Annotated in this window: 15 protein-coding genes; 9 read left to right on the forward strand and 6 right to left on the reverse strand. The window is 27.2% G+C overall.

Features of this window, described 5'->3' with window-relative positions:
• Window positions 1–114 precede the first annotated feature (114 nt).
• The 8 genes from rplS to IC173_RS00985 all read left to right on the forward strand — a co-directional run bounded on the left by rplS (window position 115) and on the right by IC173_RS00985 (window position 10,740).
• The gene (rplS, locus tag IC173_RS00950) at window positions 115–465 is read left to right on the forward strand and encodes a 50S ribosomal protein L19 (RefSeq protein ID WP_227434167.1); all 351 of its coding nucleotides are present in this window, start codon (window positions 115–117) and stop codon (window positions 463–465) included.
• A gap of 317 nt (window positions 466–782) precedes the next feature.
• Window positions 783–1,679, forward strand: coding sequence for a ribosome biogenesis GTPase YlqF (ylqF, locus tag IC173_RS00955; RefSeq protein ID WP_227831226.1), 897 nt, complete (start codon window positions 783–785; stop codon window positions 1,677–1,679).
• A 384-nt stretch (window positions 1,680–2,063) separates the two neighbouring features.
• Window positions 2,064–3,356 carry a branched-chain amino acid transport system II carrier protein gene (gene brnQ / locus IC173_RS00960; RefSeq protein WP_227831225.1) on the forward strand — a complete coding sequence of 431 codons (1,293 nt, stop codon included), beginning with the start codon at window positions 2,064–2,066 and terminating at the stop codon, window positions 3,354–3,356.
• Between the two features lie 1,132 nt (window positions 3,357–4,488).
• Window positions 4,489–5,784, forward strand: coding sequence for a branched-chain amino acid transport system II carrier protein (brnQ, locus tag IC173_RS00965; protein WP_227831224.1), 1,296 nt, complete (start codon window positions 4,489–4,491; stop codon window positions 5,782–5,784).
• 536 nt (window positions 5,785–6,320) lie between these two features.
• Window positions 6,321–8,513 (forward strand): adenosylcobalamin-dependent ribonucleoside-diphosphate reductase, encoded by a 2,193-nt coding sequence (locus IC173_RS00970; protein WP_227855036.1) that lies wholly within the window; start codon window positions 6,321–6,323, stop codon window positions 8,511–8,513.
• A gap of 71 nt (window positions 8,514–8,584) precedes the next feature.
• Complete coding sequence (locus tag IC173_RS00975; protein WP_227434172.1) at window positions 8,585–9,352, forward strand: ribonuclease HII; 768 nt, start codon at window positions 8,585–8,587, stop codon at window positions 9,350–9,352.
• 57 nt (window positions 9,353–9,409) lie between these two features.
• Window positions 9,410–10,426, forward strand: a complete 1,017-nt coding sequence (locus IC173_RS00980) for an alpha-hydroxy-acid oxidizing protein (RefSeq protein WP_227855037.1) — start codon at window positions 9,410–9,412, stop codon at window positions 10,424–10,426.
• A gap of 65 nt (window positions 10,427–10,491) precedes the next feature.
• The gene (locus IC173_RS00985; RefSeq protein WP_227855038.1) at window positions 10,492–10,740 is read left to right on the forward strand and encodes a hypothetical protein; all 249 of its coding nucleotides are present in this window, start codon (window positions 10,492–10,494) and stop codon (window positions 10,738–10,740) included.
• Window positions 10,741–10,923: 183 nt separating this feature from the next.
• Here the strand turns inward: IC173_RS00985 and IC173_RS00990 are convergent, their stop codons facing one another.
• The 6 genes from IC173_RS00990 to IC173_RS01015 all read right to left on the reverse strand — a co-directional run bounded on the left by IC173_RS00990 (window position 10,924) and on the right by IC173_RS01015 (window position 16,778).
• Window positions 10,924–11,421: a CarD family transcriptional regulator gene (locus IC173_RS00990; RefSeq protein WP_227434175.1), complete on the reverse strand. Its 498-nt coding sequence runs from the start codon at window positions 11,419–11,421 to the stop codon at window positions 10,924–10,926.
• A gap of 255 nt (window positions 11,422–11,676) precedes the next feature.
• On the reverse strand, window positions 11,677–12,741 hold the full coding sequence (locus IC173_RS00995) for an ABC transporter permease (protein ID WP_227855039.1): 1,065 nt from the start codon (window positions 12,739–12,741) through the stop codon (window positions 11,677–11,679).
• A 2-nt stretch (window positions 12,742–12,743) separates the two neighbouring features.
• Window positions 12,744–13,841 carry an ABC transporter permease gene (locus tag IC173_RS01000; RefSeq protein ID WP_227482233.1) on the reverse strand — a complete coding sequence of 366 codons (1,098 nt, stop codon included), beginning with the start codon at window positions 13,839–13,841 and terminating at the stop codon, window positions 12,744–12,746.
• A 13-nt stretch (window positions 13,842–13,854) separates the two neighbouring features.
• Entirely contained in the window at window positions 13,855–14,790 is a 936-nt protein-coding gene (locus tag IC173_RS01005) for an ABC transporter ATP-binding protein (protein WP_227434178.1), read from the reverse strand.
• A gap of 187 nt (window positions 14,791–14,977) precedes the next feature.
• Entirely contained in the window at window positions 14,978–15,622 is a 645-nt protein-coding gene (locus IC173_RS01010) for a response regulator transcription factor (RefSeq protein ID WP_227434179.1), read from the reverse strand.
• Window positions 15,615–16,778, reverse strand: coding sequence for a sensor histidine kinase (locus IC173_RS01015; RefSeq protein WP_227434180.1), 1,164 nt, complete (start codon window positions 16,776–16,778; stop codon window positions 15,615–15,617). The genes IC173_RS01010 and IC173_RS01015 overlap by 8 nt, the downstream gene beginning before the upstream one ends.
• A 184-nt stretch (window positions 16,779–16,962) precedes the next feature.
• Between IC173_RS01015 and IC173_RS01020 the strand changes: the two genes are divergently transcribed.
• Window positions 16,963–17,307 (forward strand): YraN family protein, encoded by a 345-nt coding sequence (locus tag IC173_RS01020; protein WP_227434181.1) that lies wholly within the window; start codon window positions 16,963–16,965, stop codon window positions 17,305–17,307.
• The last annotated feature ends 17 nt before the right edge of the window (window positions 17,308–17,324 follow it).

Here is a 17,324-nt window from a genome sequence, read left to right on the forward strand (position 1 = left end):
GCTTGTAATAACTATAGAAGTATAGTATAATATAAAATGTTGAAAATACGGGCGTTCCTCTGTTTACACTGGTCGGGTAGTTAAGAACGTCTATGATATTTAGGAGGAAGAAAGATGAATGAAATGCTAAGAGCAATTGAGCAAGAACAATTAAAAAATGAAGTTCCTAATTTTGGACCTGGGGACACAGTTAAAGTACATGTTAGAATTATAGAAGGTAAAAGAGAAAGAATACAAATATTCGAAGGTGTAGTATTAAAGAGACAAGGTGGAGGAGCAAGAGAGACTTTTACAGTTAGAAAAATGTCTTTCAATGTTGGTGTAGAAAGAACTTTCCCAGTTCACTCTCCAAAAATAGAAAAAATAGAAGTAACTAGAAAAGGTAAAGTAAGAAGAGCTAAACTAAACTACTTAAGAGGTAGAGTAGGTAAAGCTGCTAAGATAAAAGAAGCTAGAAATAGATAATTAAAAACTTTACTTATAAATGGGGGGCTGATTTATCAGTCCTCTTTCTATTTTAACTGAAATCATAGCAAATAATTAAATTGTAAGCAGATATGATTATTTGTTGAAAATATACTATTTATTGATAGATTTAGGAATTTTAAAATTGAAAATAAAATCAATAAATATTGGATTATATTTTGAAATAATACTAAAAATAAGAAGATAATATTATGTAAAGTATGATGTTAAAAGGGTGACAATGTAAGGTTTTAAGTAGATATATTTTTAAGTAAAATTAGGTAATAATAACATACTATTTTAAAGGAGTGATATACATGTCAAATGAATATGAAGAGTATCTTATGGATAATAATCTACATATAAACTGGTATCCAGGTCATATGAAGAAAACCAAAGAATTAGTGAAAAATAACTTAAAACTAATTGATGTAGTGGTTGAACTTTTAGATGCTAGAATACCATTTAGTAGCAAAAATCCAGATATAGATATGCTTGTAGGAGATAAGCCTAGGGTAGTTGTATTAAATAAAAGTGATATGGCAGATAGAGATAAGTTAAATCAATGGATTGAGTACTACAAAAAGAATAACATAAAAGCTATACCAGTAGATACATTAAAAGGTGTAGGTGTAAATAAGATAGTAGAAGAATGTAAGAATGTAACTAGAGAAAAAATGAGTTCTTTAAAAGATAAAGGAAGAAAAGAAAGAGCTATAAGAATAATGATAGTTGGTGTACCAAATGTAGGAAAATCATCTCTTATAAACAAATTAACGGGTAGAAAAAGCACTCAAACAGGAGATAAACCAGGAGTAACTAAAGGTAAGCAATGGGTTAGATTAAAGGGAAATCTTGAACTTTTAGATACACCTGGAATACTTTGGCCAAAGTTTGAAGACCAAGAAGTTGCTTTAAACTTAGCATTTAGTAGAGCTATAAAAGATGAAATTTTAGACGTTGAGACCTTAGCTTTAAGACTTATAGAAAAACTTATGATAATAGAGCCAGAAAAGTTGAAAGCTAGATATAAATTAGATTCTTTAGGAGAAACTCCAATTGAAACAATGTATATGATTGGTCATAAAAGAGGATTCATAACAGGTGGGAAAGAACTTGATTATACACGCATAGCTGTAACTGTCTTAAATGAGTTTAGAGATGGAAAGATAGGCAATATAACACTAGAAGTACCAGAGAGTGTTAAAAGATAGATTTTAAAGCTGGGTTAAAAAATTAATATTATAAGTAAAAAAAAACCTTTTTTTAAAAGGTTTTTTTTCTTTTCTGAAATATAGACAAAAATTGTCACATGAAAGTATAAATTAGATTATAAAACTTTCAAAAATATTAATTTAAGACAAATATACCTAATTTTTTGAAAATTAAAATCAGTATGATAATTTGCAATTTTGGCATATTGACGTGCTTGTTTCATATAATATATAATAAGCACAAATAAATACAATATATTAAAAATTTATTTAATTTTATTAATTTAATAATAGATTCTTATTGTTTTAGTTAATTTATTTATGCAAACGTGAACAATTGAGAAATTTTGTTAATTTAATAAGGTTAAAAAGGGGGATTTTATAATGGGTAAGACCAAAGATGTAATAGTATTTGGATTTGCATTATTCGCAATGTTCTTTGGAGCAGGTAACTTAATATTTCCGCCATACTTGGGAATAATTACAGGTCCAGAATGGTTAATTGCCTTCTTAGGATTTACATTTGCCGATGCTGGTTTGGCACTTCTAGCAGTAATGGCTACAGCTAAATTCGATGGAAACGTAGTAGAAATGTTTAAAAGATGTGGTATGAAATTGGGAATTCTTATAGGTTGTGTAGATATTTTATGTATAGGACCATTCTTAGCTATACCAAGAACAGGCGCAACAACTTATGAGATGGGTATAATGCCTTTATTTGGAAGTTCAATTCCAGTGTTATTATTCTGTATAGTTTATTTTGCGATATCATATGTATTAACAATAAGACCATCTAAGGTCGTAGATATAGTTGGACAATTTTTAACTCCAGCTCTTCTAATAGCTTTAGCATTTATAATTATAAAAGGTGTTATATCTCCTCTTGGAGAGGTAATAGATAAACCTATGATACCTAATGTATTTGCAGAAGGTATTGGTCAAGGTTACCAGACAATGGATGCATTTGCAGCAATAGCTCTTGCATCAGTACTGATAGTATCTCTAAATGAAAAAGGATATACTAGTATTAGTGAAAAGTTAAAGATGATTGGTAAAGCAGGTGTTCTTGCTTGTGGAGGATTGGCACTAGTTTATGGTGGATTATGTTTCCTTGGTGCAACTGTATCAACAATGTATGGAACAGATGCAGTACAATCACAAGTAATAGTAAATATAACACAAGGATTGCTTGGAAATGTTGGGAAAGCGATTTTAGCAGTAGTAGTATCTCTAGCATGTTTAACTACATCTATAGGTCTTACATCTGCAACAGGGCAATATTTTTCTAGACTTACAAAAGGTAAGTTAAGTTACGAAAAAATAGTATTAGCCGTATCTGTATTTAGTGCAGTAGTAGCATCTTTTGGTGTTGGAACTATAATAAAGATAGCATCTCCTATACTAAGTATAGTTTATCCACCATCAATTGTTTTAATAATATTGGCTTTCTTTAATGAAAAAATTAAGAATGATAATGTATACAAAGGAGCAGTATATATGTCATTGCTTGTAAGTATATTAACAGTTATATCTAGTTATGGAGTAAGCGTTCCAGTAGTAAATTCTTTACCCCTTCATTCATTAGGATTTAACTGGGTAGTTCCAGTTATAATAGCTGGAATAATTGGTAATTTTATACCATCAAAGAGTCAATCTAATACACTTGGTACAAATTAAAACTTATTTAATTGAAATATAAGCATCTGAAAATAAAAGAGTTATCTATAATAAATGAAACTATTTATATAGATAACTCTTTTTATTTTTGAGTATATACTAATTAGTTGCATTTAATATAGTAAAAATTAGATAAAAGTATTAAAAAAAAATAATGTTTATTTTTTAACAATAATGAGTATTTATAAAAGCTATTTAAAGGAATATTAGAAGTTCAGATATGTGTATTAGTTGACTTTTACAAAAATATTATATAAATAAAATTGTGACAATAATAAAATAATAAAATAAAATTTAAGGCATTTGAACATATAAATAACTTATGTAAATTACTAAATTGTTTTTTAATTGAATTATATTAAGATTATTTAGTAAATTCTAAAAAATAAGTAAACTAAGATGAATACTAGCAACTGCAAAGTTTTAACAAGTTGGAACTTACAATATAGTTTCTATGAAGAAAAATAAATCAACAAATCATAATAAAAAATTTTCAGAAAAAATGCTTTGGAAGCACTCTAGTAAGTAAAAAGTCTATAAGAGTAGAATTGGAATTCAGTAAAATTAATAGTGAATTTAGCAAAATAAATACAAAATACTACAAGAATTAACGTAAATAGAAGTTATGACAAAAGGAAAACGATTTTTTAAGTATCATAATTTTGAAAATTAAAAAAATTAAAAATCATATTGACTGCTTTTTTTTCAGATTATATAATAAACACAAAATATTTAAAATTTAAATTGAACTTAAAAGATTATATAAAACAAAAAGGAGAGTGATGTATACATTAATATTGTCTATAAAGCAATATAAATTGTAAATAATGCGAATAATTGAAAAAGTAGCACAATTAAGATGATTTAAAAGTTTTAATTTTGTCAAGAAAAATTAAATAAAAATAAAAAAAGCATATATGTTTAAAGTATACATGTTAATTTTATTTAATTAAGAAAGTTGTACTAAATATTGCGAAGATTTTATAAATTATGAAACATAATTGACAAGTTTAAGTCAAAAATGTATAATTAAATAAAATCTCGTCAAAAGGTTTTCATTTAAGAAGAGATTGGACTTATTTTTTGGTAAAATGTAATAAAAAGTAGTAAAATTCAAATGGGGGTGCTTTAAATGGGTGAGAAACAAATCAAGTTTAAAGATGTAATTGTAATTGGATTTGCACTATTTGCAATGTTTTTTGGTGCTGGGAACTTAATATTCCCTCCATATCTAGGAGTTTTATCCGGAGGTAGCTGGCTAGTAGCTTTCATAGGATTCCTTTTCGCAGATGGTGGTTTGGCATTATTAGCAGTTATAGCAGCAACTAAGTTCAATGGAGACACATCAAAAATGTTTTCAAGAGCTGGTAAAGGATTAAGTGTTGTATTAGGATGTGCAATGGTAATCTGTATAGGGCCACTTTTGGCAATACCTAGAACAGCAGCAACAACTTATGAAATGGGTATATTACCTACAATAGGTTCAGGAATAAGCCCAGTAATATTCTCTATAGTATTCTTTGCTATAGTATTGGTTTTAACAATAAGACCATCAAAAGTTGTAGATATAGTTGGATCAATTTTAACTCCAGCTTTACTTATAGCTTTAGCAGTATTAATAGTTAAAGGTATTGTATCTCCACTAGGAGACATAAGAGATACTTCTTTAATACAAAATGTATTTGCAGAAGGTATAACTCAAGGATATCAAACAATGGATGCATTGGCAGCTAGTGTATTTGCATCAATTATAATCATGTCAGTAATAGCTAAAGGTTATACAGGTGAAAAAGAAAAGATGAAAGCTACAGTAAGTGCAGGTGTTATAGCGGTAATAGGTATGGCACTAGTTTATGGTGGACTATGTTACCTTGGAGCAACTGTATCTAAGATATATGGACAAGATGTTCAACAAACAGCTTTAATAGTTTCAATAACAGCAGCATTACTTGGAAATACAGGTAAGATTCTATTGGCTATTATAGTTACATTAGCATGTTTAACAACAGCTATAGGTCTTTCTTCAGCAGCAGGTCAATATTTCTCAACACTTACAGATGGAAAATTAAAATATGAGCATATAGTTATAGTAGTTTGTGTATTTAGTGCAATCATATCAAACTTTGGAGTAAGTACAATAATAAAATTCTCTTCTCCTATATTAAGTATGGTATATCCAGCAACTATAACTCTAGTTATACTAGCATTATTTAGTAATCAAATTAAAAATGATAATGTATTTAAATGCGCTGCATATATGGCATTGTTAGTAAGTGTATTAACAGTTGCAACAAGCTTTGGTATAAATATACCTTTAGTTAATAGCTTACCACTAGCTTCATTAGGATTTAACTGGGTAGTTCCAGTTGTAATAGCAGGGATAATAGGAAACTTTATTCCATCTCAAAGTAGTAAAGCTGTACAATAATAAAGAATAATTCATACATATAGGAATTGCCTTAAAGTGATTAAAATCATTTAGGAGGCAATTCCTTTTTGATATGTAAAACTTTATATGTATTTATATGTAAATGGATATTAAATTAAGTAGATTAAAGATAGATTATTGTTAGGTTGAATTTTGTTATATATATTTACAAATAATATTTATGGGATGTAGCATATTTGTATGGAAAATATAAAGAATTTATTAATAATTTCAATGGAAAATAATGGAACAATAAGGATAAAATTTATAAAAAAATAAAGTATATAAGAGTATAATTACACTTTTATATACTTTTTTATGTTATTTTTAAGTTTTTAATAGAAGATATTTAGAATATAAAAAATTCATTTACTTAATTGAGAAAACTATAAAGCGTGTTATATTGAATATAAAATAGTATAATATATATTGTGTAAGATAATTAATATGAAAACATGCAAATATAGAAAAAAGTTTGTTTAGAATTACAACTAATAGGTGTATTAATGTAATACTAATTTATTGGAGGTCTAAAAATGAAGTACATAATAAAAAGAGATGGGACAAAAGAACTTTTTAGTAAAAGTAAGATTGAAGATGCTGTCTATAAAGCTAGTATAAATAGTGAAGGTGGAGTAGATAGAGATTTAGCATATGATATATCAAGAAAAATTGCTAATGATTATAATTCTATGGAAAAATGTTTATCTGTAGAAGAAATCCAAGATATAGTTGAAGTATTACTTATGGAATCAAATAGAAAAGATATAGCAAAACACTACATATTATATAGAGAAAGACGTTCAGAAATAAGACATAAGGCTTGGGAGTTTGATGAATTACAAAAATCAATATGGAAAAATAAGTATAGACACGATGGAGAAAGTTTTGATGAATGGATAAAGAGAATTTCAAATAATAGTCCAAGAATTTCAAAGTTAATAAGACAAAAGAGATTTTTATTTGCAGGTAGAATTTTAGCAAATAGAGGTTTACATAAAGAAGGTAAAAAAGTAACTTATTCTAATTGTTATGTAATAGAGCCACCAAAAGACAGTATAGAAGATATTTTTGACACTGCAAAAAAACTTGCTAGAACTTTTAGTTATGGTGGAGGGGTTGGAATTGATATTTCAAAATTAAGACCCAAAGGTGCAAAAGTAAATAATGCTGCAAAATATACAACTGGAGCAGTGTCTTTTATGGAACTTTATAGCATGACGACAGGTTTGATTGGTCAAAGAGGTAGAAGAGGAGCTCTTATGATTTCTATGGATGTAAATCATCCAGAAATAGAGGAATTTATAGATATAAAAACTGATTTGGAGAAGGTTACTAAAGCAAATATTTCTGTAAGAGTAACAGATGAGTTTATGCAAGCTGTAAAGGAAAAAAAGCTGTATAATTGTACTTTTGAAGTTGAAACTACTGGAGAAAAAATAGTCAAAATAGTAAATGCATATGATTTGTTTAATAAGTTTGTTAAAAATAACTGGGATTATGCAGAACCAGGAATATTATTTTGGGACAAAATAAAAACATATAACCTTATGAGTGAAGATAAGTCTTTTTGTTTTTCAGGTGTAAATCCTTGTGCAGAAGAGCCACTTCCAAGTGGAGGAAGCTGTTTGCTTGGCTCAATAAACTTATCAGAGTTTGTAATACAACCATTTGGGGAACATGCTACCTTTGATATTAATAAGTTAAAATCTTGTGTTAGAGAAGCTGTGGTAGCTTTAAATGATGTATTAGATGAGGGATTAAATTTACATCCATTACAAGAACAAAGGGATAGTGTCTATAAATATAGACAAATAGGATTAGGTGTAATGGGTATTGCTGACATGCTTATAAAGATGGGGATAAGATATGGTTCTGATAAATCTTTAGAATTGTGTGATTTAATTGGTAAAACTATGCTTAACGAAGCTGTAAAACAATCAGCTTTGATTGCTAAAGAATATGGCACATTTAGTGAGTATAAATATGAAAATATTTCTAAATCTAGATTTTTTATAGAAAACCTAAATGATGATATTAAAGAGATGGTTGAAAAGTATGGGCTTAGAAACTCACAACTTTTAACTATACCTCCTACAGGTTCTATATCTACAATGATAGGTATTAGTGGAGGAATAGAACCTATATTTAATCTTTCATATATAAGAAAAACTGAAAGTTTGCATGATGAAGATGTGTATTATAAAGTATATACTCCAATAGTTAAAGAATATATGGATAAAAAAGGCATTACAGATGAAGAATGTTTACCAGATTTTTTTGTTACTGCTATGAATATAGGATATGAAGAAAGAATAAATATGCAAAAAGTATGGCAAAAGTATATTGATGCTTCTATATCATCTACAATAAACATACCTTTTGAAACTACAATTGAAGATGTTTTCAACATATATGTTAAGGCATGGGAAGCTGGTCTTAAGGGAGTGACAATATTTAGAGATGGATGCAAAAGGAGTGGAATCTTAATAAATGAAAAAAAAGAAGATAATAAAAAAGAAAATAACAAAAAAGAAGATAATAAAAAAGAATCTCATAAAAATAATAAAGAAGAAAAAGATAATAAAGAAGAAAAAGCCAAAGAATTAAAAAGTAAAAATTTTGAAGAAGAAGAAAAGTTTGTATGCCCTGAGTGTGGTAGTGAAGGAATAGCACATACAGGTGGATGTAGTATATGTTTAAAATGTGGATATAGTGGATGCAATTAAATTCTAAGTTAGTGAGTTTTTAATATATTTAAGAGAAGAATATTTTTACAGGTGAAAGATGAGGGGATAGCATGCAGAACAAGAGTGTGAGGGAGATTAAAGAAATAATTGAGGCTTTAGAAGTTGAAAAGTATATGGAATATATAGAAATATTAAGAGTGGACGAAAGAAAATCTGTTCAAAGTTTGGCTATAAAACTTGCTAAGAAACTAGATAATATTAGAAAAGAAGCAGAAAGATTAGAAACTATAAATACGTTTGAAAATGAAGGATATAGTAAAGGATATTTATATATTGGAGGAATTGATGAAGCTGGAAGAGGACCACTTGCAGGTCCTGTTGTAGCTTCTGTTGTAGTGTTTAAGAAAAATACAAAAATAGAAGGCGTAAATGATTCTAAGAAACTAAGTGAAGCAAAAAGAGATGAGCTTTTTGAAGTAATAAAAAAAGAAGCATTAGATTATGGAATAGGGATAGTAAATAACGAAGAAATAGATGAATTTAACATATTAAATGCCACGTATATGGCAATGAAAAAAGCAATAAATTGTTTAAAACAAACACCAGATTACTTACTTGTTGATGCAGCGACAATACCAGGAATTGATATAGTTCAAAATCCAATTATAAAGGGAGATTCAAAATCTATATCAATAGCAGCAGCAAGTATATTAGCGAAAGTTACTAGAGATAGTATAATGTATCAATATGATAGAGTATATCCAGAATATGGATTTAAATCTCATAAGGGATATGGAACAAAAGAACACTATGAAGCTATTGAAAAACATGGGATAACTCCTATACATAGAAAAAGCTTCTTGAAAAATATACTATAAACATAATATGATATAATATATATTATATAAATTACTATAATTAATGGGGGATTAGATATGGATTATAATGAACTATTAAAAAATGCTAGAGAAAATTTAAATGGAAGTTGTAAAGTTTGTAAAGTTTGTAATGGAGTTGTCTGTGCAGGTGAAGTACCTGGTATGGGAGGTAAAGGAAGTGGTTCTTCTTTTATAGAAAATAGCAAGAGTTTAGAAAAAGTAAAAGTAAATATGAGAGTAATACATGATGTTTCAAATCCTGATACATCTATAGAAATGTTCGGAAAAAAAATGAGTGCTCCTATATTTGCAGCTCCAGTAACAGGAACTACTTTAAATATGGGTGGAAAAATAAATGAAAGAGATTACATAGAACCAGTGGTTGCAGGATGTGTTAATAGTGGTATCTATGCAATGGTTGGAGATACAGCAGTAGATGCATTTTTAATGGAAAATTTAGATGTAGTTAAAAAGTATAATGGTGCTGGAATTGTATTTATTAAACCTTGGGACAATGAAAATATTATAAAAAAAATAAGATTGGCTGAAGAAGCTGGAGCATTTGCAGTTGGAGTTGATATAGATGCTTGTGGTTTAGTAACTTTATCACTACATGGAAAACCGGTACTTCCTAAAAATGTTGACCAAATAAAAGAATTAGTTAAATCTACTAAATTACCATTTATATTAAAGGGAATAATGACTGTAGAAGATGCGTTAATGGCAGTTGAAGCAGGTGTAGATGCAATTGTTGTATCAAATCATGGAGGAAGAGTACTTGACTGTACACCAGGAGCATGTGAAGTTTTACCAAAGATTGCTGAGGCTATTAAAGGTAAAGTTACAATACTTGCAGATGGTGGAGTTAGAACAGGGTTGGACGTATTAAAAATGATAGGTCTAGGGGCAGATGCAGTATTAATAGGAAGACCTTTTGTAACAGCTTCATTTGGTGGAGCAACTGATGGTGTAGAAACTTATGTAAATAAACTTCAATCAGAATTAAGTGGTTCTATGATATTAACTGGATGTCAAACTATAAAAGATATTGATGGAAAAGTTATATACAAATAAATTTTTATACAAAAAAGAGGAAAAATCATTTTAATGTAGAATAATTATACAAAGGGGGAATTTATATGAGTAAAAAAGCTTATGAAGAAGCCTTAGTAGAATTGGAAAAATTTATTGATGAGAGAAAGCAAATAGTTAAAAGTGCGGAGGAATGTATCGATAAGTACATAGTTGACAGAACGCTACCTTTTGATTACAAAGATAAATGTGTGGAATGGCAACAAGAGTTACTTGACATTTCAGAAGCACAGATTTTAGAAGCAAATGAATTGAATGTATTATTGGAAGAAAAAAAGGAACTTGAGGAAGATTAGATTTTGTTGACCAAGTGTAAATCATATTACTGACTTACACTTGGTTTTTTGTTGTATAAAATATATTCTAATTAAGATGGCTTTATAAACACTAGATTAGGAACACTAGATTATGAAATCTAAAGTAAAATATGGTAGTAAATATGATTAATCTAAAAAATAAAACCAGTCTTAAAGACTGGTTTAATTATTATTTTTCGGATTTAGAATATGTTTTTTCATTTCTTCTAATACGATTGTATAGGATTTACATTGAGCAGCAGCTAATTCCGACAAAGCAAATCTCTGAGCTTTATTTAAAAAGTCCTTATCTGTACTACATAATTGTTTTGAACAATCTTGTATCATAAGCATCTTAATTAATTTTACAATCTCAAAGATATCTCCTGAATGAAATTTATCATGGTATAATTTAAGCCGCTTCTTTCTATCAAAAATCCATATAGCATCTGTTTTGTTAATAGATTGGATAAAATTATCAATTTCATTTTCGTTCATAATTGGACGGACACCAATCTTGTCAGCATTCAGAACAGGAATAGAAATTTTAAGAGTACTATTGAAAATGACAGTTAATTCGTAGTATTTCTGCATATGTTTATTTATTTCCTTGGTTACAATATCACTTACATAACAGGCTCCCTCTTTTGGATACATCACACTTTCACCGATATTATACATATGTTAGTTATACCTCCAAACTGAATTTTAGATATTGCAATTTGGGTACAATGCTTTAATTATCTAATAATTGATATTATATCATAAAACTATTGACAAGTCAAAAATATTAATATATAATACTAGGTTTAGCATCAAAAGTGGTTAAAACCAACTATAAAGCCAACTATAAAAATATAATATAAAATAATTTAACATCTTGAAATATTATGTTAGTATTGTATAAAATTATATACTAACTATATTTAGTAATCATTAGTTTTTTGCAAAATCTCTTAATTTAAAACTTCCAGCTGTTACAAATACTATTCCAATAAGTATTAGAACGATTACATTTATTAAAATGCTATCATTGCTTTTAATAGCGTTTATAGTCCAGTAAAAAGGTGTAAGCTTTGATAGATTAGCCATAAATGATAATTCATTCATTGATGGTATCAGACTAGATATAGATATAGCTAAACCTATTAAAGAATAAAATGTAGTTACAAGGCTTATAGAGTTTTCATTTTTGAATACTCTAGCTATACAAAATACAAATCCAGTGGAAACAAAACTATTTGCTAGTACAATCATTAATACATTTAGAGTTAATTTAAAATCTCCAACAAATGTAAGGCATCCAAGTATTAAAGTGTATACAATTGCTTGAATAAAAAATAAACCTAAGAGTATGCTAAAAATTATTTTTATATCTTTATGTTTTGTAGAAATAAGCCTTCTTAAAACATTTGATTTTTTTAATGAAAATAAGTCAGAAGCAAGATGCGCTGCGTTAATATACATAAAATAACATATTAAGAAAACTGGTAAAAATAAATTTGTGTTTTTATCAGGTTTGCTATCAACTATAGTTGTTTTAGTTAATTTTTCATCCAGATTTCTATCTATTTTTGATTTTAAAGAATTATTGATAAAAGATTCTATTTCTGATTCTGCCCAAAGACTACCACCACCATTTTCAGTTTTAAAACATTTAACAGCAGGTCTTTTTAAGTTATCTATATCAGTTGAAAAATTTTTGTCTAAAACAAATACTGCAGAAACTTTATTATTTTTTAGTAAGTTCATAGCTTTATCTTCTTCATTTAACCTAAATGTGTTTTCCTTTAACTTTGAATTATTTATCAATTTATGTTCATATTTTCCTGAAGAGTTAGATACAACTGCTACTGGAGAAAAGTACATAGATTGATTGTCTGATTTACTAGAAAAAAGGTTAAGAGAAACAACTAATATAATAGGAATCATAACCATACTAGCTAAAAGAGAAGGATTTTTTATGTATCTTTTTATATTTGCAAGAATTAATCTAATCATTATTAAATCTCCCTCCATTTATATTTTTCTTTTACAATAGAGAATATAATCAATATTGTAGAGGCAACTAAGCATGTTACAATTAAATTACTTATTGAACTTAAAGTATTGAAGCTTTCATAGTCACTATATAGAGCTCCTATCAAATAAGTTGGAGATAAACTAGTAAACTTAGTAAAAGTTTCACTTATCATGTTAAAAATACCTCCAAAAATTGTCTGTAAGAAAAGTAACATATAAACTATGAATGTACCATATTTTTTACTAAAAAAACTAGTTACAAAAGTAGATATCGAAGTCATAAAATATGATGATAAAGCACATAGTAAGGTCAATATGGCAAGATTACCTTTAAATGTTATTCCTAGTATTCTAAAAAATAAAACATATAATAATAGAAATATAAATGAGTAAATCCATAAACCTACAAAGTCGTAAATTAAATACTGCACTCTAGTTATAGGCATAGAATAAAGTCTTTTTGAAAGCCCTTTTGATTCACTTATATAATTTGACAAAATATTATTCATTATGAAAATTATTACAAGGAATCCCAATGAAACTAAAGCAAAGTATTCATATGAGTTTTGTTCGATATCGCTTTTTATTATAGAAGTAGCAATAGAACTTTTATTAAACAACTTAGAAAAATCTTCTGAACTTAGTTTTTGAGAATTATTTAAATATAATTTTTCATGATAAGTATCTAATATGTTTTGAAGTAGTATTGCTAAGTCATCATTAGTTCCAAGTTTTTCTATATTTAAAGTATTTGATTTTTCATTTAGAATATTGTTTTCGTATCCCTTAGGTATTGTAAGTTTTAAATCTGCATCAGAATCATCTTTGTTTATTTTTAGTACAGAAGATAAATCATCTTTTAAAAAGTTTGTCAAATTACTTGATAACTTGGAACTATCTTTGTCATATACAACGATTGATATAGGTTCTGTTTTTATAGGATTTTGAAACATATCTCCTGTTACCATTCCAAGGAACCAAGCTAAAAGTAAAGGAAGAGCCAAGAAATATAGCAAACTAATCATGAAGGAACTTTTCAGACCTTTTAACATAGTTTTTACACTTATATATAATTTCATAAAATCACCCCCATTAGTCTCTTAAATTTTTACCTGTTAGATTTAAGAATACATCTTCTAAACTAGGTTCTTCATAAGATATACGTACTACCTTTGAATTGTTTTTATCAACAGCAGAAAGTGCATCTGTTAGCAGAAAGTTTTTATCTACATCTAATGCTATTACTGAAGTATTTTCTAAAACAGATATAACTCCTTTAGTATTTTTTAAATCAAATATAAGTTGAGCATTTATATTTTTTATTTCCATAATTAATTTTGTACTTGTAGATACTATTGATTTTAGATAATTATTATCCCCAAAAGCAACTTCTTTACCTTCATCCATAATAAAGATTTTAGAACAAAGATGTTCAACTTCTTCCATATAATGAGATGTATATATAATAGTAGTTTTTTGTTTTTCAGATATATCTTTTATAAAATTAAAAATGTGATTTCTTGATTGAGGGTCAACACCTACAGTTGGTTCATCTAATATTAATATTTTAGGGTGGTTTAAAAGTGCTATCCCAATATTTAATCTTCTTTGCATACCACCAGATAATTTTTTTACTTTTTTCTTTTTAACTTCAGCTAGACCTGTAACTTCCAAGGCCTCATTGATTCTATCTTGAAGTAACTTGCCCTTCAATCCATAGAAAGCTCCAAAGTATTCTAAGTTATCAAAAGGAGTTAGTGTTTCCATAATTGCTAATTCCTGTGGAACTAATCCTATTATAGATTTTGCACTCATAGGATCTGCTGACAAATCTATACCATTTATTTGAATATTACCACTATTTGGTAAAGTAAGATTGGTAATTATACTTATAAGTGTAGATTTACCAGCACCATTTGGACCAATAAGTCCAAATATTTCCCCTTCTTTAACAGAAAAGCTAATGTTATCAAGTGCTAACTTATCATTAAATCTTTTTGTTATATTATTTACTTTAACTATATCCATAAAAATCCCTCCCAAAATATTTTTGTGTAATTTAAAAATCTATAATATTATAATAAAGAATTAATAGGTGTATTTCTATTACTATAAGTCACTAAAAAAAGTGACTTAAGTCACTTTATAGTTTTATATTTATTATAAGTTAAGTTTTTTAAAATTTTGTTTATAGTTTAGCTTTTTTATTGACATATTATATTACAATTTTATTTTTGAAAGCAAATATAGCCAATTGAGTCCTATCTCTAAGTTCCAATTTACCTAAAATATTAGTTATATTATTTTTTATGGTACCCTCAGATAAAAATAATTCTTGACTTATTTCTTTATTACTAAGCCCATCTGCAATTAACTTAATTATGGATATTTCTTTTTCAGTTAAATTATATATATTAGAAATATGTTCGTGTTCGACAGTTTTTTCAACTGACATAATTTTTTCAATTACATTTTTGTCAAGTACAACATTGCCAAAAAATGAAGAGCGTATTCCCTCATGTAACACTTCATCAGAGCTGTCTTTTAAAAGGTAACCTGAAGCTCCAAATTTCATTGCATCCTTTATATATTCATCATCATTAAAGGTAGTTAAAATTAATAGTGCTATTGACTCATCATATTCTTTTATAAGTCTTGTACCTAAAACACCATCACAAATATTCATTCTAATATCCATAAGAACAACATCTACCTCATTTGACTTACAAAATTCTAAAGCCTCATATCCATTAGAGGCATCTCCAATTATCTCCAAATCATCATAAGATGACAATATAATCTTAAGACCTTTCCTAATTAGTTTTTCATCATCAACTATAAGAACTTTGATTTTACTCAAAAAAATCACCCCCTAAAAATTTGGGAAAAGAAGCTCTAATTGTAAATCCATCATTGTGATTATCAAATTCAACTTTTCCATTTAGTTCATATATTCTTTCGCTAATACTGTTAATTCCATTTCCTTTTTTTATATTTTCACATCCTATACCATTATCACTAATCGTAACTATAAGATTTGAAGGATTAAATGTTATAAAAATTTTGATTTTACTTGCTTTTCCATGTCTTGATGCATTGGAAAGCGATTCTTGAATAAGTCTATATAAAGCTATAGACTGAGCTCTAGATAGGTTCCAAGTGTTTTTTGATATAGTTAGTCTTACATTAATATTTGTAAGCTTAATAAAGCTTTTAATTAGTTCTTTAATTTTAAATAAATTTTGATAATTTTCATATTCAATAGGTTTTAACTCAGATATAGCTCTTCTAACATCTTGAAAACTTTCATTTACGAATTCTCTGAGTTCATGTACTAAATCAGATACTTCTGGCTTATCAGTTAAGAGCTTTTCTATAGCACTTAGCTGTATTATTGTTGTAGAAAGAGAATGTCCAACACTATCATGTATTTCTCTAGATATTCGGTTTCTCTCTTTTAAAATGGCTAGTTCTTCTATAGAACTTGCATAAATTTCTAAATCAGAATTAGATTTTTTTAATTTATCTTTAGAAATTCTAAGTTTATCATAAAGGTTTTGATTGTATAATTTAGATATATTTTCACTTTCTATATATATAGAAAGTATAGATATAATCAATAATATTGAACTTGATTCCAACGCTAGATACAAGTTTTTGTCTAAACTAATAATAAAAGAAGATACTATAATGAAAAATAATAATATGTATTTGTATTTTTCATTTATAAAAAATGATATGTCCAAAATTAAAGGAACAAAGTAAACTGAATTAAAAGTCTTTGTACAATTATATAATATGAAAATTAAAGCAAATTCTAAAAAATAAGAAATAAGTACAAGTCTACTATTATTTGATAAAGAAAAAAATCTGACTTGATTATTTATTATAATTAGAAATAATATTATTATGGTTATAACTGGATACAATATATTTTCAGTAGTGTTTAAAGAACTTACAAGTACTATAAATAGGGACAAATATCGTATAAAAGTAACTAATTTTTTTCTATTCATTAAAAGGACTCCTCCATAAAAATAAACTTTCCTTATGAAAACTAGGATAATATCATAAAAGAATAAAGTCAATAGAAGTATCTATTAATATTAATAGAAATAAAATCAATCTAAAAAATTTGAATAGTTAAATCGTATACTGACCATAATCAAAAAGTAAAAATTTAATGTATTGGAGTAAAAAATGAATAACAAAGAAAAAGGTGATTTTGGAGAAGAAGTAGCAATTAATTATTTATTGTCAAAAGGCGCAAAACTATTAGAAAAAAACTACAGATTAAAGATTGGAGAGGTCGATATAATAGTAAGGATAGATGATGAGATTGTATTTGTAGAAGTAAAATCAAGGTCTAGTTTAAGGTATGGTTATCCTTGTGAATCTGTAAATTTCAAGAAGAGAAAAAAGATAGTTGAGATTGCTAAATACTATATCACAAAAAATAATTTACATAATATTCCCATAAGATTTGATATTGTAGAAGTTTATTTATCAGAAAAAAGAGTAAATCACATAATGAATGCTTTTTAAGAAAGATAAAGGTTTGG

The organism is Clostridioides sp. ES-S-0048-02, from assembly GCF_020658495.1.
In the GTDB taxonomy this organism is placed as follows: Bacteria; Bacillota; Clostridia; order Peptostreptococcales; family Peptostreptococcaceae; genus Clostridioides.

What these genes read in the sequence shown, in the direction of transcription:
- rplS (WP_227434167.1), top strand. Translation starts at nt 115, where the DNA reads ATGAATGAAATGCTAAGAGCAATTGAGCAAGAACAATTAAAAAATGAA.
- ylqF (WP_227831226.1), top strand. Translation starts at nt 783, where the DNA reads ATGTCAAATGAATATGAAGAGTATCTTATGGATAATAATCTACATATA.
- brnQ (WP_227831225.1), top strand. Translation starts at nt 2,064, where the DNA reads ATGGGTAAGACCAAAGATGTAATAGTATTTGGATTTGCATTATTCGCA.
- brnQ (WP_227831224.1), top strand. Translation starts at nt 4,489, where the DNA reads ATGGGTGAGAAACAAATCAAGTTTAAAGATGTAATTGTAATTGGATTT.
- IC173_RS00970 (WP_227855036.1), top strand. Translation starts at nt 6,321, where the DNA reads ATGAAGTACATAATAAAAAGAGATGGGACAAAAGAACTTTTTAGTAAA.
- IC173_RS00975 (WP_227434172.1), top strand. Translation starts at nt 8,585, where the DNA reads ATGCAGAACAAGAGTGTGAGGGAGATTAAAGAAATAATTGAGGCTTTA.
- IC173_RS00980 (WP_227855037.1), top strand. Translation starts at nt 9,410, where the DNA reads ATGGATTATAATGAACTATTAAAAAATGCTAGAGAAAATTTAAATGGA.
- IC173_RS00985 (WP_227855038.1), top strand. Translation starts at nt 10,492, where the DNA reads ATGAGTAAAAAAGCTTATGAAGAAGCCTTAGTAGAATTGGAAAAATTT.
- IC173_RS00990 (WP_227434175.1), bottom strand. Translation starts at nt 11,421, where the DNA reads ATGTATAATATCGGTGAAAGTGTGATGTATCCAAAAGAGGGAGCCTGT.
- IC173_RS00995 (WP_227855039.1), bottom strand. Translation starts at nt 12,741, where the DNA reads ATGATTAGATTAATTCTTGCAAATATAAAAAGATACATAAAAAATCCT.
- IC173_RS01000 (WP_227482233.1), bottom strand. Translation starts at nt 13,841, where the DNA reads ATGAAATTATATATAAGTGTAAAAACTATGTTAAAAGGTCTGAAAAGT.
- IC173_RS01005 (WP_227434178.1), bottom strand. Translation starts at nt 14,790, where the DNA reads ATGGATATAGTTAAAGTAAATAATATAACAAAAAGATTTAATGATAAG.
- IC173_RS01015 (WP_227434180.1), bottom strand. Translation starts at nt 16,778, where the DNA reads ATGAATAGAAAAAAATTAGTTACTTTTATACGATATTTGTCCCTATTT.
- IC173_RS01020 (WP_227434181.1), top strand. Translation starts at nt 16,963, where the DNA reads ATGAATAACAAAGAAAAAGGTGATTTTGGAGAAGAAGTAGCAATTAAT.